The following is a 20052-nucleotide window of genomic DNA, read 5'->3' as shown; positions in this document are numbered from 1 at the left end:
GCAATGGAGACCGTCGAGACCATGAAACGCACCATCCTCGCCAGCATGCTGCTGGCATGCGCCATGTACGCAAACGCTGCCCAGGGAAGCAGCGCGGCCGTGCCGAGCGACGCCGCCGTCAAGGCCGCCAAATACGCCGTCACCACCTACCGCACCGATGTCGTCAAGACGCTCACCGGCCTGGTCAGCTTCAACACCGTGGCCGACCCGAAGATTCCGTCCGACCAGGACCCGCAGCACATCGCGTTCAAGAATTACCTGAAAACCGAGACAGCCCGTCTCGGTTTCGATTTCGCCGACCACGGCTGGGTAGTCGTCATCGGCATGGGCAAGAGCGACGAGCGCGTCGGCATCGTCACCCATGGCGACGTGCAGCCGGTCGACCCGAGCAAATGGAAGAAGTCGCCCTTCGTGCTCGACCAGACCAGCGAGCCGGGCAAGCTGCTGGCGCGCGGCGCCGAAGACGACAAGGGACCGATCGCCACCGCCATGTATGCGATGAAGGCCCTGAAGGACCAGCAGCTGCCGCTGTCGAAACGGATCGAGCTGTATGTGTACATGGGCGAGGAATCGAACTGGCAGCCGCTGGTCGACTTCCTCAAAACCCACGAGCCGCCGCAGATGAACATCACGCTCGACGCCGAATATCCGGCGGTGGTGGCCGAAAAGGCCTCGGGCACGATCGCCGTCACCTTCCCGAAGGCGAACGCAGTCGTGCCCGTGGCCGGCACGCCGCACGTCGCCGCCTTTGCCGGCGGCTTCTTCGGCAGCCAGATCCCGGAAGACGCCAGCGCCACCATCGCCAATGCGAGCGAGGCCATCGAGGCGCAGGTGCGTGCGCGCGGCGCGCAGCAGGAAGGCATGCGCTACACGTTCGCGCGCAAGGGCGCCGACCTGGAAGTGCGCGCGCGCGGCGTCTCGGCGCACTCCTCGAAACCCGAGGATGGCGTGAACGCGGTGGCGATGCTGGCCGATGCGCTGGCCGTGCAGCCGTGGCCGAACACGAGTGCGGGCGCCGCCGTGAATTACCTGAACCAGATGGTCGGCACCGGCCTGTACGGCGAGAAGTTCGGCAACATCGCCTACCGCGACAGCTTCATGGGTCCGATGACGGTCGCTCCGACCGTGATCCGCCAGAAGGAAGAGGGCATCGAAGTCTCGCTCAACCTGCGCCGTCCGCGCGGCAAGAGCGTCGAGCAGCTCACTGGCGAGGTGAATGCCGCCCTGGCCGCCTGGCAGGGGCGCAACATCGCGCTGGCGAACGTCACGGTGCGCACCGGCGAGCCGTGGCTGCGCACCGACGCGCCGCAACTGCCGATCCTGATGAACGTGTTTTCCTACTTCACAGGCATGAAGGACCCGAAGCCGGTAGCGATCGGCGGCGGCACCAACTCGCGCCTGTTCCCGAACGCGGTCAGCTTCGGGCCGGGCATGCCGGGCCAGGTGTACACGGGCCACTCCGAACACGAGTTCATCACCCTGAAGCAGTTGCTGTTGAATTTGCAGATGTACACGGCGGTGCTGGCCGAACTGGCGAAGTAGCAGCGCTCCTGCACGCTGATTGCTATCACGACGGCCCGCACAGGGCCGTTTTCCTGTCCGCGCTTCCGGTTGGGTTTGTCGGAATTTATCTTGCCAAATTGGGTAAATACATCCAATCGTTTTGTAGGTTTGCGCCTACAGCGACATTCAGACTGCATGAGTTTGCTGCAGTGCGAAGCGCGTTTTCATAGGAGAGAGGCGATGTCTCACCATACCTGCACTCCAGCCGCTCCGCTGAGTCATTAACTGTTGGAAAAAACATACGTTCTAGGCTGAAACTGTGGCGTAAACGCCATGTTAGGATCATTCATTCGCGGTGACCCGCAAGATTTTCTTGCAGGGATTCCTTTTGCCGCGGCTGCGCGCAGTGAGTACGGCGAAGTGAATGCCAATGATAAAGCGATGCCATGCACAGTAAAGAACTGACAAAGCCCGACGGACGACACTTGACGCTATACAGCAACCGGCCGATCCCGGACGGCATCGTCGCGCCGAGTCCGTTCCCGGAGCCGATGCATGCCAATCCGCACCTGCGCTGGCATCCGCTGCGCGGCGAATGGGTGACCTATGCCGGCTTTCGCCAGAACCGCACCTTCCTGCCGCCGCCCGAATACAACCCGCTGGCGGTAACAACCGATCCCGCCCACCCGACCGAACTGCCGCAGGGCGATTACGAGATCGCCGTGTTCGACAACCGTTTCCCGTCGCTGGCCCTGGACGCGCACGATCCGCCGCAGCTGACGGTGCCGACCGCGCCTGCCAATGGCCATTGCGAGGTGGTGGTGTTCACCCAGGACCCGACCACGGCGCTGGTGCACCTGCCGCTGTCGCGCATCGAATTGCTGTTCCAGGTCTGGGGCGAGCGCACGCGCCGCATCGGCGAAAAGGGGCACATCGAATATGTGCTGCCCTTCGAAAACCGCGGCGCCGAAGTCGGCGTGACGCTGCACCATCCGCACGGCCAGATCTATGCCTACCCGTTCGTGCCGCAGGTGCCGGCGCGCATGCTGGCCGAGGAGCGCGACTACTACCTGCAGCACGGCGCCAGCCTGCTGTGCGACATGGCGAAAACCGAAGCGGCCGATGGGCGGCGCGTGCTGTTCCAGGACGAACACGCGATCGCCTTCGTGCCGGCCTGCGCGCGCTATCCGTATGAGGTCTGGGTGATGCCGACCGCGCCCTGCCAGGATTTCGCCTCGCTGTCCGATGTACGGCGCGCCAGTCTGGCGCGCTGCCTGAAAACCGTGCTGCTCAAGTACGAGACGCTGTGGAACCGGCCTTTCCCTTACCTGATGGCCTGGTACCAGGCGCCGCTTGATGGCATGGCGCATCCGGAAACCCAGTTGCACGCCCAGTTCTACCCGCCTTACCGTTCGCGCGACCGCCTGAAATACCTGGCCGGCACCGAGATCGGCGCCGGCATGTTCGCGATGGACGTGCTGCCCGAGGAGAAGGCGGCCGAACTGCAGGCCGTGAACGTGTCGCTGGAGGAGGCCGCATGAGCGCCATGGAACGCGCCGCCGAAGTGGCGGCCAAGCTGGCGCTGCTGCGCGGCTGCCTGGAGTCCACCGGCGCCGGCGCGATCTGCCTGCGCGGCATCGACTGGTTCGCCTGGGCCACGGCTGGCGGATCGAGCGCGGTGCTGCACACGGCGGAACTCGGCGTGGCCGAAGTGCTGGTCACGCGCGACGAGGCCGTGATCCTGACCGACGAGATCGAGGCGGCGCGCCTGCGCGAGGAAGAAGTCCCGGCGGGATTTACTTTCCACGTCACGCCCTGGGCGCAGGTCGAACTGCGCGAGCGCTATGTGCTGGGCGTGGCCGGCGAGGGCCCGGTGCTGTCGGACCGGCCGCACGGCCTGGAGCAGCCGCTGCCGAACGCCTTGCGTCAGCGGCGCCTGGTGCTGACGCCGTCCGAACAGGCGCGCTACCGCCTGCTGGGACGCGAGGCGGCCGAGGCGATGACCGAGGTCCTGCGCGCCGCGCGGCCGGAATGGACCGAGTATGAACTGGCCGCGGCGGGCGCCGCCGCGCTGTGGAAGCGCAGCATCCATCCGGCGCTGGTGCTGGCCGCCGGCGAACGGCGCCTGCCCCTGTACCGCCACCCGACGCCCTCGCAAGCGCCGCTCGGCGCGCGCGCGATGCTGGTGTTCTGCGCGCGCCGCCACGGCCTGTATGCGAACCTGACGCGCTGCGTGGCGTTCGGCGGCGCGGGCCCGGCGCTGCAGGAGCAGCGCGCGCTGATGGAGGTCGAGGCGACCGGCCTCTCCACCGTCGTGCCGGGCAAGTCGCTGTCGGCCGTGTATCACGCCTTTGCCGCGGCCTACCACCATGCCGACCGCCAGGGCGCGATCGACGAGCACCACCAGGGCGGCATTACCGGCTACCTGGCGCGCGAGATCGTCGCCACCGCCAGCACCGCGACCCCGCTGGAAGAGGGCATGGCCTTCGCATTCAACCCCAGCTTTGCAGGCCTGAAAATCGAGGATACCTTCCTCCTCGGCCCGCAGGGACTGGACAACCTGACCCTGGATCCGCAGTGGCCTGCCGTGACCGTGCATGGCCGCCAGCGGCCCCTCTGGCTGGAGACTACCTGATGGAGAGTACCTGATGGTGACGACCGATTCCTTCTTCGGCGGCCCGCCCGCGGTCAACGCATCCGCACCCGGACGCGTGAACCTGCTGGGCGAGCATACCGATTACAACGACGGCTACATGCTGCCCGTGGCCACGCCCCAGCGCACGACGGTGGCGCTCAGCCCCAGCGGCGACGGCCATTTCGTGTTCTATTCGAGCACGCTCGACGCCAACGTGACCTTCGCGCCCGACGCCAGCGCGCCGGCCGGCTTCGGCAGCTATATCGAAGGCTGCATCCGCCTGGTCGAAGCCGAAGGCGTGACGGTGCCGCCGCTGCGGGTGTGGGTGTCGACCGACGTGCCGGTGGGTTCCGGCCTGTCGTCGAGCGCCGCGCTCGAAGTGGCGACGCTGCGCGCGCTGCGCGCGCTGCTCGGGTTCGAACTCGACGACGTCAAGCTGGCGCGCATCGCCCAGCGCGCCGAGATCGAATACGCGCGCGTCAATTGCGGCATCATGGACCAGATGGCCTCGAGCCTGGCCGACGAGTCGCACATGCTGTTCATCGATGCGCGCACGCTCGAACACCGGCTGGCGCCGCTGCCCGACGGCGTCGAGATCATCGTGATCGACTCGGGCATCGCGCGCAAGCTGGCCGGCAGCAAATACAACGAACGGCGCGCCGAATGCGAGGAAGCGTCGCGCAAGCTCGGCGTCAAGGCGCTGCGCGACGTGACCGACCCGGACAGCGTGGAAAGCCTGCCTGAACCGTTGCGCCGGCGCGCGCGCCACGTGGTGCAGGAAAATTTGCGGGTGCTGGAAGCAGCCGCTGGCGTGTCGGCCGAACGCTTCGGCGAACTGATGAACGCATCGCACTTCAGCTTGCGCGACGATTACGAGGTCTCGATTCCCGAGCTCGACGAACTGTGCGCATTGCTGCGCGCCCAGGAGGGCGTGGTCGGCGCGCGCCTGACCGGCGCCGGCTTCGGCGGCGCCTGCGTGGCGCTGTGCCGCACCGGTCTGGCGCAACAGGCGGCCACGGCCGCACTCAACGAATACAACAAAAACGGGCGAGAGGGCCGCATTTCTATCCCGGTCCCCAGTGAACGAAAGGAAAATAATGAGTCAATTTGAATATCCACGTCCGCAACTGGTACGCGACAACTGGATCAGCCTGAACGGCAAGTGGCGCTTCTGCTTCGACGACGAGATGCGTTTCAAGGGGCCGGGCGAGGTCACGGAATGGACCCATGAAATCGAGGTGCCGTTCGCACCCGAGACCAAGATGTCCGGCATCGGCGACACTGGTTTCCACCGCTTCTGCTGGTACGAACGCGAGTTCACCGTGATGCCGACCGAAGGCCGCACCATCCTGCACTTCGGCGCGGTCGACTACCACGCGCAGGTCTGGGTCAACGGCCAGCTGGTGGCCGACCACGAGGGCGGCCACACGCCGTTCTCGGCCGACATCACTGCGGCCATGAAGGCCGACGGCCAGCAGACCGTCACCGTGTTCGTCGAGGACGACCCGGCCGACCTGGCGAAACCGCGCGGCAAGCAGGACTGGCTGCTGGAACCGCACTCGATCTGGTATCCGCGCACGACCGGTATCTGGCAGACCGTCTGGGTCGAGCAGGTCGAACGGACCTTTATCCAGAAGCTGAAGTGGACGCCGATTTTCGAGACCTTCGAGATCGGTTGCGAAGTCTTCGCCGGTGGCGAGATCCGCGACGACATGTTCATCGAAGTCAAGATCTGGCACGGCGAGCACCTGCTGGCGGATGACCACTACAAGCTGCTGGGCGGCGAAGCGAACCGCAAGATCGCCCTGTCCGACCCGGGCATCGACGATTCGCGCAACGAATTGCTGTGGAGCCCGGAACGCCCGACGCTGCTCGACGCCGAGGTGACGCTGCGCTGCGGCGACCGCGTGGTCGACCGCATCCGCTCGTACACGGCGCTGCGCTCGTTTGCGATCAACCGCGACCGCCTGATGTTGAATGGAAGGCCATACCAGCTGCGCCTGGTGCTCGACCAGGGCTACTGGCCGGAATCCTTCCTCACCGGCCCCTCCGACGAACACCTGCGGCGCGACGTCGAACTGGCCAAGCTGATGGGCTTCAATGGCGTACGCAAGCACCAGAAGATCGAGGACCCGCGCTACCTGTACTGGGCGGATAAACTGGGCTTGCTGGTGTGGGAAGAAATGCCCTCGGCTTACCGTTTCAGCGCCAAGGCGATCACGCGCATGGTGCGCGAGTGGACCGAAGCGATCGAGCGCGACTACAGCCATCCCTGCATCATCGTCTGGGTTGCCTTCAACGAATCCTGGGGCGTGCCGAACCTGACGTTGACCCAGGCACATCGCAATGCCGTCGAGGCCTTGTACCACCTGACGCGCACGCTGGACGCGACGCGGCCGGTGATCGGCAACGATGGCTGGGAGGCGTCCGCCACCGACATCCTCGGCATCCACGACTACGACTGCGATCCGGAAAAGCTGGGGGCGCGCTACGCCGTCACCGATCCGGTGCGCACGCTGTTCGACCAGCGGCGTCCGGGCGGACGCATCCTGACCCTGGACGGCTTCCCGCACCGCGGCCAGCCGATCGTGCTGACCGAATTCGGCGGGATTGCCTACGACACCAAGGGCACGCCGGAAGAGGGCACCTGGGGCTATTCGCGTTCGACCACGGCCGAGGGTTTCCATAACCTCTACCGTGGCTTGCTGAAGGCGGTGAACGAAACCTTCATGTTCAGCGGCTTCTGCTACACGCAGTTCGCCGACACCTTCCAGGAGGCGAACGGCCTGCTGAACGCGGACCGCACGCCGAAGCTGCCGTTCGAGGTGATCTCGGCGGCGACGCGCAATGCGCAGGTGAATCGTGTCAAGGCTGGCGGTGGGGTCGATCTCGATCCGGCCTGACCCTTGAGTTGACCAGTGGCCGGCGGCGATCATCGATGCCGCCCGGTCACTGGGGGGGATGCAAGAGTGTGAGGCCATGTGCAAGTGCGGGTCCGCTTACCGGGGTGCCTGGGCTGCCTGGGCCGTCACGCTCGGCGTGTGCGCGCTGGCGTTTGCCGGCAAGGTTGCGGCCGGACCGCTCGCCTCGGCTGAATACGCGGCCACCCACCATCCCCCGGGGCCGGCCCCGGTGGCCGCGCGCCACCACGGCGGACTCTACCGGATCAGCGGCGGTGGCCGCGTCGCCTACCTGTTCGGCACCGTCCACGTGGGCAAGCGCTCCTTTTATCCGATGGCGCCCGACGCCGAGCGCGCACTCGGCAGGGCCGACCATATCGTGGTCGAGCTCGATACCCTGGCACCAGGCGACTTCCTCCGCGCGTTTGAAAAGCACGGGCGCTACCCGGCGGGCGACGACATAGCCCGCCACGTCTCGAACGATACCCTGGCGCGCCTGCGCACCGCCCTGCACGGCGAGGGCCTGAGCCTGGCCAGCATGGCGCACCTGAAACCCTGGCTGATCGCCAACCTGCTCTTGAGCATGACGCTGGAACGGCAGGGCTACCAGCGCAGCGAGGGCGTCGAACACGCGCTGCTGACCCAGGCGCGCCGGCGCGGCGCGCGCGTGGCGCAACTGGAAAGCGCCGACTTCCAGCTGGCCCTGTTCGACAGCATGAGCCCGGTCGAATCCGAACGCTACCTGCGCGAAACCCTCGCCGGCCTGCGCGACGGCAGCCTGGTCGGCCAGGCACGGCGCGCGATCGAAGCCTGGCGCTCGGGCGACAGCGCCGCCCTCGACGCCGTGCTGCGCGACGCCACCGCCGGCCGCTCGGAAACGGCCGAGTTCACCCGCCGCAAGCTGCTCGGCCGGCGCAATCCGGACATGGCGGCGCAGATCGACCAGTTGATGGACAAGGGCGGCGTGCTGTTCGTCGGCGTCGGCTTGCTGCACCTGCTGGGCGACAACGGTTTGCCGCAGTTGCTGGCGCAACGTGGCTACCTGGTCGAGCGGGTGTATTGAACCGCGTTGAAAGCGCTTTGAATCCGCTTCGAATCCGTCTGCGCCGCATGGCCATATCGATCGATAGTGACATGCGCCCGTCGATATGCCCCGTTCCGACTGCGAACGGGGCCGGCCGCGCAGCCTGGCCTCAGCGCACGATGGCGCCGCTGCTCAGGTTGACGCGGTCGCCACTGCGAAAGTCGGGCGTGGTTTCCTGCGTGACGACCTGGGTGCTGCCGTCGTCCATGCGCAGGGTGACGCGGTAGACGCGGTCCGCGGAGCTGCCGGTGGCGCCGGCTGCGCCGCTGCTGCCGACTGCGGCCCCGGCCACCGTGCCGGCCCCGCCGATACCGCTGCTGGCACGCGGTACCAGTTCGATCGAGACCACCGTGCTGTTCGGGCTGGCGCTGGAGGCGGTGGCGGCGCCGCTGGCGGAGGCGCCTTGTGCGCTGCCGCTGGCGGTATCCGAGGTGCTGGCCGCGCCGCTTTCGGTGGTGCTGGCCGTGCCCGAGCTGCCCGAGCTGCTGCTGGACTGGTCGTAGCCCGAGGTGCCCGACGTGCCCGAGGTACCTGAGGTGCCCGAAGAGCCCGACGTCCCTGAACTGCCCGAAGTACCTGAACTGCCCGAGGTGCCCGAGCTGGTGCCGGCGCCCGTGCCCGACGTGCCGCCGGTGCCGGCACCGGTGCCCGACATGCCGCCGGCCTCGCTGCCGCTGGTGGCGCCGGACGAACTGCTGCCGCTGGCGCCGCTGCTGCTGCCCGTATCGCCGCTCGAACCGCTGTCGCCGCGCATGGCCGCGCAGCCCGTCAGGCCGAGCGCCATGGCCAGCAAGCCCGCCAGGACCACGCTCTGATGTTGTTGTTTCATGATCGATCCTCCGTTGATTTTGTCAGTGGGTATGCGTGACGATGACGTCTGCCACTGTGGTAAGAGGCGCAAACGGGCACGGCGTTCCAGCCGACTCGGGTGCGGCATGAGCCAGATCAAGCCGAGGTGTATTCAGGAAATTGAGTATCGAAGCGGACTCAGCCGCGCTGCAGCGCCGCTTTCGGCAGCACCAGCCACAGGATTGCAGAGACGGCCACGGCCGCGCTGCAGTCGACCATCCAGTCGCGCACGTCGGCGCCGCGGTAGGGGAAGAAGCTCTGCACCGATTCGTCGATCGCACCCATGACGGCAATAGCCAGCACGGTGGCCACGGTCCGGCTTGCCGCACTGCCGCGGCTGGCGGTAAACCAAAGGAGTGCCAGCACCGCATAGGCCGACGAATGCAGCACGACGCCGGAGGCGTAGTGGCCGATGTCGGCGCGCGCCCCGGGAATCGACCCGCCTGCCACGATCGCGAGGAACAGGAAAATCGCGGCGCCATAGCGCAGCTTGTTCAGGCGTGGATCGAGCAGGAGCGAAGACAGGAAATGCGGCATGGTTGACCAGTTGGAAAAACGGCAACCATACCACGGTGGGCGGCCGTGCGCATGCACGGCGCTCGAGAAGGGGCGGGTCAGATGGTCAGGGCCGGGGCGCCGTCGGGATAACGTGCGTCGAAACAGCTTTCGCATTCGGCACAAAACAGGTGGGCCATGCGCACGGAAGTCTGGCGCAGCACCAGCTTCAGACTGCATTGCTGGCACTTCGGGCAGAGTTCGCGCACGTTGCCGAAGGTAAGGAGGGTCAGCGTGGAGTGTTCGCCCTCGAGGTGGTCGACCACCACCAATGGATTGAGTTCACTGAGAACCAGGCAACCGATGCCTTCATGCTGGCGTCGGCTGGCGGATGCGTGATCGGTGTGCTTTTCAGGATGGTGAAAATTCATCGGTACGGCTCCCATGTCTGGTAGATGGCAGCGCCGCCTAAGGTCATCATGTCGGCGTGACCCGCTTGCGGCGCACGAACTTCATCATAGTAAAAAGGCCTCAGGCTTCAAGGCCGGTCTTCACATTTATGCAAGCTGGGTGACTTTAGCACGGGCCGAACAAAAAAATGCCCACCGGAGAGAGAGGTGGGCACAACCCAAGATCGGGCCAAGAGACATTGATCGGTGGGTGTGCAACGCGTTTGCCTTGCACACCTGTCTGCAGTCAGGCATATCGGTTGCGTGTACCGCAGATGAACCCAGTATAGGCAGCGTTTGTTACCTGGGTATGACGTAGCGCAAGCTTTCAGCCTCAGCAGCGAACAAATTGCTTTTGAGGCGATCTACCGATGTTGAGAAACGCTATTTGCCGGTTGGGCAAAAAAAAGCCCGCTTCAGAGCGGGCTTGAAACTATTTTCTTGGAGGAGAATAGTGGAGACAGGTGCATTATGTTGCAGCGCGATATATTTGTCTAATTGTTAAATCAGATACCAGACATACGAACCGTGAATGGCTGAGCGCGCCTGCCGCCCCCGTCTCATCCCTTATTCGCGCACCGGCACCGTGTAGTTCAGGGGCAGGCGTCCACCGTCGGCATACAGGGTCTGGCCGGTCATGTACGACGCGTCGTCGCTGGCGAGGAAGGCGGCAATCGACGCCACTTCTTCCGGCTCGCCGCAGCGCCCCAGGGGCGTACGCGACAGGATCGTGTGGCGCGCTTCCGGGCTCGACAGCACGGCCTGCTTTGCCAGTTCCGTCAGGATCGTGCCAGGGCCGATGGCATTGACGCGGATGCCGTGCGCGGCGAGGCTGATCGCCGCCACGCGCGTGAGCTGGTTCACGCCGCCTTTCGAAATCACGTACGGCACCTGGTTCGGGATTACGAGTTCGGCATTCACGCTCGACATGTTGATGATGCAGCCGCCACTCCCGCGCGCCACCATGTCGCGTGCGGCCGCCTGGCTGCACAGGAACATCGATTTCAGGTTGACGCGCATGACGCGGTCGAAATCTTCCTCGCGCAGGTCGAGGAAGTCGGCCGCATGCGTGACGCCGGCATTGTTGACGAGGATGTCGACGCGCCCGAAGGCCTCGATGGTGGCGGCGAACAGGGCGTCGACGTCGGATTTCTGGCTGACGTCGGCCACGAAGTAACGGGCGGCGTCGCCCAGCGCCGCAGCGGCCTCGGCCACTTCCGGGCGCACGTCGGCCAGCATCACGCGGGCGCCATCCTGCACCAGGCGCTGGGCGCAGGCCAGGCCGATGCCCTGGCTGGCGCCGGTGACGAGGGCGATTTTATCGGCGAGTTTCATGGAGCGCTTTCACTGAGTTCGGTTGCCGTCATTGTAACGGCAGGCCCGGACCCGAGGAAGCCGCCCCTACAACATGACCGGACGGTTGGGCAGTTCATTGGGACGCGCACCATTTGCCGGGAAGTGTTCGCGCAGCAGCGCATTGACATGCTCGATGGCAGCCAGGCTGGCATCATGAAACTTGCCCTGCCTGAAGCCTTCGGTCATCGTGCGGCAGACCGCCTGCCAGGTGGCTTCGTCGATCTTGCGGTCGATGCCGCGGTCAGCCACGATGTCGACCTTGTGCTCGGCCAGGTTCACGTAGATGAGCACGCCGCAATTGTCTTCGGTATCCCAGACGCCATAGTCGGCGAACAGGGCCAGCGCACGCTGGCGGTTGGTGACGCCGTCCCAGACCTCGTCGGTCGGCAGCGATGTTTCGACGATGAAGCGCACTTCGCCGCGGTGGGTCTGTTCGCCCGCCGTGATGGCCTGCGCCGCCGCCGCGAGCGTGCTTTCGGGGAATGCGCGCTGGGCATCTGCCTTGCTGCTGCGCCAGTGACGTAATACGCGGCCACAGCGCTCTCCAAAGGATTGGTGTGTCATGTGGTCCGCCATTACCAGTCTCCCGAGGCGCCGCCGCCGTCGAAGCTGCCGCCACCGCCGCCGAAGCCGCCGCCACCGCCGCCACCAAACCCGCCGCCACCGCCGGAGAAGCCACCGAAGCCGCCACCGCCGCGCCCGGCGTTACTGAGGATACTGCCCAGGATAAATCCGGTCGCACCGCTGCCCCAGCCGCCGCGCGCCAGCCGCGCCCGGCGCGGCTTGAATATCGAGCGCAGCAGCATGAAGCCGAAAATCAACATCAGAATGCCAAACATACCGATCCCGCCTCCCTGATCGCCTGCATTGTTTCCCGCCGGAGCTGCTGGTGTTATCGGCTGCGCCGGCTCGGGAAATCGTTCCCGGTTCAGCAGGGTCGCAATCGCGCCCACGCCTGCGACCAGGCCCTCGTAGTAATGGTTTTGCCGGAAATGCGGTGCGATGACGTCCTGCAGGACGCGCTTCGATTGCGCATCGGTCAGCACACCCTGCACCCCACGCCCGGCCTCGATGCGCAGACGGCGCAGCGAACTCGGGTTGTCGCGCGCGACGATCAGCAGCACGCCGTCGTCGACGCCCTTGCGCCCCAGCTTCCAGGCATCGGCCACGCGGATGCTGTACTGCTCAATCGCTTCCGGCTCGGTCGATTTCACCAGCAGCACGGCGATCTGGTTGCCGCTTTTCGCCTCGTGCTCGGCCAGCACCGCTTCCAGGCGCTGGCGCTGGCTGGCGTCGAGCATGCCGGCCTGGTCGGTGACGCGGGCAGTCAAGGCCGGCACCGGTTTCAACTGGGCCTGCGCCGGCCCCGCCAATGCAAAGGCGAAGACCAGCAGCCACAGGGTACGCAGCAGCGTCATCGTTATTTGCCGAAGTTGACCGTCGGTGCGGTCGAGATCGCTTTTTCGTTCTCGACCGTGAACGATGGCCGCGCTTCGTAGCCGAACATCATCGCGGTCAGGTTGGTCGGGAACTTGCGCACGGTGACGTTATAGTCCTGCACCGAGGCGATGTAGCGCTGGCGCGCGACCGTGATGCGGTTTTCGGTGCCTTCCAGCTGCGATTGCAGGTCGCGGAAACTGGTGTCCGCTTTCAGTTGCGGATAGGCTTCGGACACGGCCATCAGGCGCGACAGCGCGCCCGACAGTTCGCCCTGCACCTGCTGGAATTTGGCGAACGCTTCCGGGTTGTTCAGCACTTCCGGCGTGATCTGGAAGCTGGTGGCGGCGGCGCGCGCGCGCGTGACGGCTTCGAGCGTTTCCTTCTCGTGCGAGGCATAGCCCTTGACCGTGTTGACCAGGTTCGGAATCAGGTCGGCGCGGCGCTGGTACTGGTTGACCACTTCACCCCAGGCGGCCTTGGTGGCTTCGTCCTTGACCTGGAAATCGTTGTAGCCGCAGCCCGACAGCAGCGAGCCTGCCAGGGTGGCAGCCGCCAGCAGGCGGGCCCAGCGCGAGAAGAGGGAAGTCATAATGTACTGTCCAGTGCGAGTTGTCGAATAGTCAAAAATATACAGCAGTCATCCAAGACCGGTCGCACGCTCGCGGACCTGTGCCCCGTGACGGGTACAATAGTGGGTTTGCAATAACACTGATCAAGGGGCCCAACGTGAATTTCATCGACAAACTCTCCGCGGCCTGGACCCGCAACGATTCGCTGCTGTGCGTCGGGCTCGACCCCGACCTCGGACGCTTCCCCGCGCACCTGCAGGGTGAAGCGGACGGCATCGTCCGCTTTTGCACGGCCATCATCGACGCCACGGCGGACCTGGCCTGCGCCTTCAAGCCGCAGATCGCCTATTTCGCCGCGCTCGGCGCCGAAGACCAGTTAGAAGCCATCTGCCGCTACCTGCGCGAGACCTACCCGCACATTCCGCTGATCCTCGACGCCAAGCGTGGCGACATCGGCGCCACCGCGCACCAGTACGCGCGCGAAGCCTTCGAGCGCTATGGCGCGGACGCGGTCACGGTCAGCCCCTACATGGGTTCCGATTCGGTCGAACCGTATTTTGCCTGGCCCGACCGCGGCGTGATCGTGCTGTGCCGCACTTCGAACGCGGGCGGCTCGGACCTGCAATTCCTGGACGTCGGCGGCCAGCCGCTGTACCAGCACGTGGCGCGCCTGGTGGCGGAACAATGGAACCGCAACGGCCAGTGCGCCCTCGTCGTGGGGGCGACCTATCCGGAAGAACTGGCGCAGGTACGGGCGATCGTCGGCGACATGCCCTTGTTGGTGCCTGGCATCGGCGCGCAGGGCGGGGACGTGGAAGCGACCGTGCGTGCCGGACGCACCGCGGGCGGCGCCGGGATGATGATCAGCTCGTCGCGCGCGATCCTGTATGCGGCGCCGGAGGAAGGCGAGGATTTCGCCGCGGCGGCGAGACGGGTGGCGCGCGAGACGCGCGATGAGATCAATCGGTATCGGGGGTGATCTTGATGGAGTGGGGCTGTTGCCTGTAACGCTATTGGTATGCTTGATCCGCGTGGACTCAAGAGTCCACCCTACGGTCACCGTTGGCAGCGAGATCATACGAAACCTGGATACGTAGCGTGTCCCGTAGGATGGGCTCTCCGAGCCCATGCGGATTCAACCCACCGATACCGTAACAGGCAATAGCCCCACGAACAGTCAATACCTGCTCGGCGCAATCGCCTCCACATACTCGTACAAGGCGCCGAGAATCTCTTCGGCGCGCTCGTCCGCCGTCTCCGACAGCGCATCGATTTCGCCAAACAGCTGGTCCACCGTGCGCGCGCCGCCGGCGCCGTCGAACAGGCGCGCGGCGCGGTGTTCTTCCCAGTCCTGCATTTCCGTTTCCGATAAAGTTTCGGGGAAATTGCGGGCGCGGTAGCGGCGCAGCAGTTCGGCCAGGCGCTCGTCTTCGAACGACGGCCGCGCCGTGGCCAGCTGCGCCGGCGTCTGCATGCGCAGCGATTCCAGCTTGCGGCGGTCGTTGTTCGAGACGAAGCCGCCATACAGGTCTTCGTCGACGTCGGTCTCCTCCTTCGCGCCCGGCTTCTGGTACACCTGGGCCCAGGTCGCGGCCATGTCGGGACCGTTCGCCGCCAGTTGCGCATGCGCGCGCGCCTGTTCGACGTCGATACCCCAGCGTGCCGCCATCGCGCTGCTGAGCGTCTTGAGGTTCCCGACCAGCATCGGCGACTTGTTCAGGTGTACGCTCTTGATCGGCAGCCGCGTCACGCCTTCGGGCAGGTCGGCGCTGCGCGTGAACATGCGCTGGCGGATCGTCTCGACGTCGAGACTGAACAATTCCGATGGATCATGGCGGCAATCCCACACCAAAATTTCATTCTTGTTGGTCGGATGCTGGCCCAGCGGCCAGACCAGGCCGAGGCAACCCTGTTCGGCCGGGAACATGCCGGACACGTGCAGGAAAGGCTGGCGCACGCCGCGCTCGAGGTGCAGGCCCATTTCGCTGGCAACTTTGTCCTTGCGCCGCAATTCGAGGCAGAAGTCGAACAGGCGCGGCTGTTTACTCCGGATCAGGCGCGCCAGGGCGATGGTGGCGCGCACGTCCGACAGCGCATCGTGCGCCGACTCGTGCGCGAGTCCATTCACGCGGGTCAGGTCTTCGAGCTTGAAGCTCGGGCGCCCGTCCGGATGGGTCGGCCATTCGATGCCTTCGGGACGTAGCGCATAGGTCATGCGCACGACGTCGAGCAAATCCCAGCGGCCGCAATTGTTTTGCCATTCGCGCGCATACGGGTCGAACAGGTTGCGCCAGAAAAGAAAACGCGTGACTTCGTCGTCGAAGCGGATCGTGTTGTAGCCGACGCCGATCGTATTCGGTTCGGCAAAGGCGGCTTCGATCTGGCGCGCGAATGCGTGTTCGGGCACACCTTGCTCCAAACATTGCTGCGGCGTGATGCCGGTGATCAGGCAGGATTGCGGGTCGGGCAAATAGTCATTGGCCGGCTGGCAAAACAGCATCAGCGGCTCGCCGATCTCGTTGAGGTCGGCATCGGTGCGGATCGCGGCGAACTGCGCCGGCCGATCGCGGCGCGGCTGGGCGCCGAAGGTTTCGTAGTCGTGCCAGAGGAAGGTGTGTGTGGTCATTGTGTTGTTATGGGTGCCAATCTTGAAGCATCAAGCGTGGCACGGATTGTCGGTGCGGGCTGGGGTTCCGTCAATCTCACACGCTGACACAATTGCGGCCCGCGTCCTTGGCCCGGTACAGCGCGGCATCGGCCGCTTCGATCAGGCTAATCTCGTCGCCTTCGGGTTCGAGCACGGCCACGCCGAAGCAGGCGGTCAGGTGCGGCATCGGCACGCGCATGTCGGGGAACAGCACGATCGCGCGCATTTGCTGGCACAGGCGCTCGGCCACCATCTGGGCCAGCTCGCCATTTGTTTCCGGCAGCACGGCCATGAGTTCCTCGCCGCCGTAGCGCACCGCAAAATCCGACGGCCGCAGGCCATCGCGGATGACGTTCGCGGCCGCGCACAGGGCGGCGTCGCCCACCAGGTGGCCATGGGTGTCGTTGAACTTCTTGAAATTGTCGAGGTCGATCATCAGCAGCGCCAGCGGGCTGCCCTGGGCACGGGCGCGCGCCACCAGCTTGGGCAGCATGTCGGCCAGCCAGGTGCGGTTATACAAGCCGGTCAGGGTATCGTTCAGCGACAGCTGGCGGTAGAATTCGCCGAGCTTCTGGCGCCGCCGCAGCAGGGCATTCGCGGCGCGGATGCGGAAGGACATCAAGCGCAGCAGGTTGCGCGCCACCGCGTTCGAATGGTCGATCAGTTCCCAGGCCAGTTTCGATTCGATCACTAGCAGGCGCGTGTCTTCGACGGCGTGCACGGCGTCGAGGTTGGCGGCGTCGTCCAGCACCGATTGCTCGCCCACGCTTTCGCCCGGCATGATGCGGTTGACGTTGCCGTCGCCGGTGCCGGCGTGGCTGTCGAGCTCGACTTCGAGCATGCCGGACAGCACGATGTACAGGCGCGCCCGCACCGCATCCTCGATCGGTTCGCCGGCGCCGAGCTCGACCACGTCGCAATCGGCGAGCGCGGCGGCGGCGGCGCGCATGTCGGCCCCGCGAAACAGCTCCAGGTCCGCGACCTTGTAGCCTGCATTCCGAAATGGTCCGATAAGTTTCAAAGCGTTCCTCCGCGTGGTGCTAAGACAGTTCAGTAAAAATGCATGATAAACCATTCGCCACCCCGTTCCCGCTGGCGTTTCGGAAACAGCGGTGTTCCAATAGCGGCCATGAACGACTTCTCCCATCCCCTGGTCGATGCCCTCGGCGTGACCCACCTGCCGGCGCCTGGCGCGCGCATCGTCTCGCTGGTTCCCTCGATCACCGAATTGCTGTGCGACCTGGGCCTGGCGCCGCAACTGGTCGGGCGCACCGGCTTCTGCATCCATCCGGCCGAGCTCATTACCGCGATCCCGAAAGTGGGCGGTACCAAGGACGTGAACCTGCACAAGATCCGCGCGCTGGCGCCGACCCACGTGATCGTCAACATCGACGAAAACGAAAAGCCGACCTTCGATGCCCTGGCCGAATTCGTGCCGCACATCGTCGTCACCCATCCACTGGCGCCGCGCGACAACCTGGCGCTGGCACGGCTGATGGGCGGCATCTTCGGCGCCGAAGTCCAGGCCGAGCGCTGGTGTGCCGCTTTCGAGGCAGAGTATCGAGTGCTAAGGTCCGCGCCGCCCGGTCCCGCGCGCACCGTGCTGTACTGCATCTGGCAAGACCCGTGGATGAGCGTGTCAAGCGACACCTATATCGCGCGCATGCTGGGCGAACTCGGCTGGAAGGTGCCGGCGCTGCCCGATGCCAGCCGCTATCCGCGCTTCGAGTGGTCGGGCGACCTCGTGGCCGGGCTCGACGCGGTGCTGCTGTCGACCGAACCCTACCGGTTTACCGAAGCGCACGCGGACGCGCTGGAAAAACAGCTCGGCATTCCGGTGCTGCTGGTCGATGGGGAAATGATGTCGTGGTATGGCAGCCGGGCCTTGCCCGGCTTGCGTTACCTGCGCGAATTGCGCAGTTTGCTCGAGGGATAAAAAAAGCGCGGCCTCGGCCGCGCTCCATATTGAAGAAACTGCCTGATTACATGCCGGCGGTCAGGTTCTTGTCCTGTTCAGGAACCAGGTCGCCGTCGACGTCGCCGATCGGCATCGGTTCGCGCTTGGCCTTGTCGGCCAGGCGGCCCAGGGCGCTGTCGAGGGCGCGCTTGAGCTTGCTGCCGGCCTGGGTGATGGCCTGGTGCAGGTTCACCGCATGCTCGTTGACGACCACCGGCGCATAGCCGGTAACGTGCGCTTCCATCATGCAGCGGTTGCCGCCGTCGAGTTGTTTCTGGCTGTTTTCATTGCTCAGGTGAACTTCAACACGGTGCACCTGGTCCTCGAAACGGCCGATGGCGCCTTCGACGACAGATTGCACGTGCTCGTCCAGGCCTTGGTGTTTGTCGATGGTACGGTCGGTATTAACATTGATTTGCATAAAGATAGCTCCGTTATCAAAGATCTTGAAGCCAATCTTACACTTTTTGTAATTTTTGCCGCGTCCCGTACGTTAGCCGGTTTTCCTGGCCTGCTCCGCCTTCTCATGATGGGGAAAACGGTCCATCTTCGACAGCACCGGAAACAGCACCGCCCACAGCCCCGTCACTGCCAACGTGGCCGCGCCGCCCAGCAGGATCGCGCGCGTCAGGCCGAACCAGCCGGCGGTCACGCCCGATTCGAATTCGCCCAGTTCGTTCGAGGCGCCGATGAACACGGCGTTCACGGCGCTGACGCGGCCGCGGATCTCGTCCGGCGTTTCGTACTGCACCAGCAGGTGGCGCACATACACGCTGACCATGTCGCCGGCGCCGAGCACGAACAGGGCGACCAGGGCCACCAGAAAATTGCCGGTCCAGCCGAGCGTGAGCGTGGCCAGGCCGAACAGGGCGACGCCGCCGAACATCCAGGCGCCCACATGCCGGCGGATCGGCACGAAGGCGAGCAGGATCGAGCACAGCGCGGCGCCGGCGCCGGGGGCCGTGCGCAGCCAGCCGAGCGCGGTCGGGCCGGCGTGCAGCACGTCATGCGCGTAGGCGGGCAAGAGCGCGGTGGCGCCGCCGAACAGCACCGCGAACAGGTCGAGCGAAATCGCGCCCAGCACGATCGGGCGCGAGCGCACGAAGCGCAAGCCTTCCAGCAAGGTGTGCCAGCTGACCGGCGCCGTGCTGCGTACCTGCGGCGCGCTGGTCGTCGACGCCATCAGCAGGGTGGCGACCAGCAGCAGCGCCGCCGACACCATGTACACGGTGGTCGGGCCGAACACGTACAGCAGGCCGCCCAGCACCGGACCGGCGATCACCGCCACGTGGAAGGTCGAGGAGCCGAGCGCGACGGCCTGGCCGAAATCCTTGTCCGGCACCAGGTTGCGCAGCACCGCCTGCGAGGCCGGCATCATGAATGCGCGCGCACTGCCGAACAGCACCAGCACCGCGAACACCGGCCACACGATGCGGCTGCCGCTGGCGGTAAACGCCAGCAGCAGGGCGCTCACCAGCAACTGGGTCAGCATGCACAGCACGATGATCTTGCGCCGGTCGTAGCGGTCGGCCACGTGGCCGGCCCAGAGAATCAGCACCAGGAAGGGCGCGAACTGCGCCAGCCCGATCAGGCCGAGGTCGAACAGGCTGCCGGTGATCTGGTACACCTGCCAGCCGACGGCCACGCTTTGCATCTGCACGGCCAGCGTGCCGAGAAAGCGTGAGGAAAGGTAGAACGATAGGTTACGGTTGCGCAGGACGGCGAGGCCGCTGGACGAGGAAAGCAGGGACATGAAAAAGGAACTTTGACAGGCGAGAAGCTGTCAATTGTGCCTCATTTAGGATGGGTTTGCTGACGTAGGGTGGGCGCCCCTGAACTGACCCCCAAAAGTTGGGCACAACTTTTGGAGAGGTATGAAGTACACGAAAGAGTTCAAACAGGCGGTAGTCCACGATTACCTGTCGAGCCACGAGGGCTATCGGAATGTGTCTCGACGCTACGGCATGGCAAATCGCTCGCTGCTCGAGCGGTGGGTCGCTGCATACGAGATTCATGGGGATGCCGGGCTTAGTCCAAAGCGAAGCCGGTATGACGCCGCTTTCAAATTGTCGGTGCTGCAGCACATGTGGGAAAATCAGCTTTCCATAACCGAAACCGCTGCCAAGTTCGATATCCGCCGTCATTCGACGGTGGGCGACTGGGAGCGT

At 65.3% G+C, this 20052-nt stretch carries 20 protein-coding genes; 9 read left to right on the top strand and 11 right to left on the bottom strand.

Translation table 11 applies throughout. From position 1 onward, the window contains the following. Positions 1 to 21: 21 nt before the first annotated feature. From IFT60_RS23895 to IFT60_RS23870, 6 genes are all read left to right on the top strand, one after another. Positions 22 to 1542, top strand: a complete 1521-nt coding sequence (locus tag IFT60_RS23895; protein WP_192056519.1) for a dipeptidase — start codon at positions 22 to 24, stop codon at positions 1540 to 1542. A 446-nt stretch (positions 1543 to 1988) separates the two neighbouring features. Next, positions 1989 to 3044 (top strand): galactose-1-phosphate uridylyltransferase, encoded by a 1056-nt coding sequence (gene galT / locus IFT60_RS23890; protein WP_229511142.1) that lies wholly within the window; start codon positions 1989 to 1991, stop codon positions 3042 to 3044. Next, positions 3041 to 4138, top strand: a complete 1098-nt coding sequence (locus IFT60_RS23885; protein ID WP_192056517.1) for a M24 family metallopeptidase — start codon at positions 3041 to 3043, stop codon at positions 4136 to 4138. The genes galT and IFT60_RS23885 overlap by 4 nt, the downstream gene beginning before the upstream one ends. A 13-nt stretch (positions 4139 to 4151) precedes the next feature. Continuing rightward, positions 4152 to 5249, top strand: coding sequence for a galactokinase (gene galK / locus IFT60_RS23880; RefSeq protein WP_192056516.1), 1098 nt, complete (start codon positions 4152 to 4154; stop codon positions 5247 to 5249). Beyond that, positions 5236 to 7041, top strand: a complete 1806-nt coding sequence (locus IFT60_RS23875) for a glycoside hydrolase family 2 protein (protein WP_192056512.1) — start codon at positions 5236 to 5238, stop codon at positions 7039 to 7041. The genes galK and IFT60_RS23875 overlap by 14 nt, the downstream gene beginning before the upstream one ends. 76 nt (positions 7042 to 7117) lie before the next feature. Continuing rightward, positions 7118 to 8101 carry a TraB/GumN family protein gene (locus IFT60_RS23870; protein ID WP_192056511.1) on the top strand — a complete coding sequence of 328 codons (984 nt, stop codon included), beginning with the start codon at positions 7118 to 7120 and terminating at the stop codon, positions 8099 to 8101. Positions 8102 to 8231: 130 nt separating this feature from the next. Here the strand turns inward: IFT60_RS23870 and IFT60_RS23865 are convergent, their stop codons facing one another. The 7 genes from IFT60_RS23865 to IFT60_RS23835 form a co-directional block, all read right to left on the bottom strand. Next, positions 8232 to 8951 (bottom strand): hypothetical protein, encoded by a 720-nt coding sequence (locus tag IFT60_RS23865; protein ID WP_192056509.1) that lies wholly within the window; start codon positions 8949 to 8951, stop codon positions 8232 to 8234. 158 nt (positions 8952 to 9109) lie between these two features. Continuing rightward, positions 9110 to 9508, bottom strand: coding sequence for a VanZ family protein (locus IFT60_RS23860; protein WP_192056505.1), 399 nt, complete (start codon positions 9506 to 9508; stop codon positions 9110 to 9112). 77 nt (positions 9509 to 9585) lie between these two features. Continuing rightward, positions 9586 to 9897, bottom strand: a complete 312-nt coding sequence (locus IFT60_RS23855) for a hypothetical protein (protein ID WP_192056503.1) — start codon at positions 9895 to 9897, stop codon at positions 9586 to 9588. A gap of 585 nt (positions 9898 to 10482) precedes the next feature. Beyond that, positions 10483 to 11250: an SDR family NAD(P)-dependent oxidoreductase gene (locus IFT60_RS23850; RefSeq protein ID WP_192056501.1), complete on the bottom strand. Its 768-nt coding sequence runs from the start codon at positions 11248 to 11250 to the stop codon at positions 10483 to 10485. 66 nt (positions 11251 to 11316) lie between these two features. Next, the gene (locus IFT60_RS23845; RefSeq protein ID WP_192056499.1) at positions 11317 to 11835 is read right to left on the bottom strand and encodes a TPM domain-containing protein; all 519 of its coding nucleotides are present in this window, start codon (positions 11833 to 11835) and stop codon (positions 11317 to 11319) included. A gap of 11 nt (positions 11836 to 11846) precedes the next feature. Beyond that, positions 11847 to 12689 (bottom strand): TPM domain-containing protein, encoded by an 843-nt coding sequence (locus IFT60_RS23840; protein ID WP_192056497.1) that lies wholly within the window; start codon positions 12687 to 12689, stop codon positions 11847 to 11849. 2 nt (positions 12690 to 12691) lie between these two features. Beyond that, positions 12692 to 13300 (bottom strand): LemA family protein, encoded by a 609-nt coding sequence (locus tag IFT60_RS23835; protein WP_192056495.1) that lies wholly within the window; start codon positions 13298 to 13300, stop codon positions 12692 to 12694. Between the two features lie 137 nt (positions 13301 to 13437). Here IFT60_RS23835 and pyrF point away from each other — a divergent pair, with 137 nt between their 5' ends. Continuing rightward, a complete protein-coding gene (gene pyrF / locus IFT60_RS23830) occupies positions 13438 to 14259 on the top strand; it encodes an orotidine-5'-phosphate decarboxylase (protein WP_192056493.1) in 822 nt (273 codons plus the stop codon). 198 nt (positions 14260 to 14457) lie between these two features. On the opposite strand, the gene sbcB is transcribed toward pyrF, so the two are convergent. Together sbcB and IFT60_RS23820 are read right to left on the bottom strand one after the other, a co-directional pair. After that, positions 14458 to 15906: an exodeoxyribonuclease I gene (sbcB, locus tag IFT60_RS23825; protein ID WP_192056491.1), complete on the bottom strand. Its 1449-nt coding sequence runs from the start codon at positions 15904 to 15906 to the stop codon at positions 14458 to 14460. A gap of 76 nt (positions 15907 to 15982) precedes the next feature. Continuing rightward, positions 15983 to 16948 (bottom strand): GGDEF domain-containing protein, encoded by a 966-nt coding sequence (locus IFT60_RS23820; RefSeq protein WP_229511140.1) that lies wholly within the window; start codon positions 16946 to 16948, stop codon positions 15983 to 15985. A 108-nt stretch (positions 16949 to 17056) separates the two neighbouring features. Between IFT60_RS23820 and IFT60_RS23815 the strand changes: the two genes are divergently transcribed. Beyond that, positions 17057 to 17863, top strand: a complete 807-nt coding sequence (locus tag IFT60_RS23815) for a helical backbone metal receptor (protein WP_192056487.1) — start codon at positions 17057 to 17059, stop codon at positions 17861 to 17863. Between the two features lie 46 nt (positions 17864 to 17909). On the opposite strand, the gene IFT60_RS23810 is transcribed toward IFT60_RS23815, so the two are convergent. Continuing rightward, complete coding sequence (locus IFT60_RS23810) at positions 17910 to 18305, bottom strand: HPF/RaiA family ribosome-associated protein (RefSeq protein WP_192056485.1); 396 nt, start codon at positions 18303 to 18305, stop codon at positions 17910 to 17912. 72 nt (positions 18306 to 18377) lie between these two features. After that, positions 18378 to 19637 carry an MFS transporter gene (locus tag IFT60_RS23805; RefSeq protein ID WP_192056483.1) on the bottom strand — a complete coding sequence of 420 codons (1260 nt, stop codon included), beginning with the start codon at positions 19635 to 19637 and terminating at the stop codon, positions 18378 to 18380. A 121-nt stretch (positions 19638 to 19758) separates the two neighbouring features. On the opposite strand from IFT60_RS23805, the gene IFT60_RS23800 reads away from it, so the two are divergent. After that, on the top strand, positions 19759 to 20052 hold a 294-nt coding region (locus tag IFT60_RS23800), incomplete at its 3' end, for a helix-turn-helix domain-containing protein (RefSeq protein ID WP_192056481.1).

Source organism: Massilia sp. CFBP 13721 (assembly GCF_014842025.1).
In the GTDB taxonomy this organism is placed as follows: Bacteria; Pseudomonadota; Gammaproteobacteria; order Burkholderiales; family Burkholderiaceae_D; genus Telluria.
Note: the sequence above shows the minus strand (reverse complement) of the source record. Positions and strands in the feature narration are given on the sequence as shown.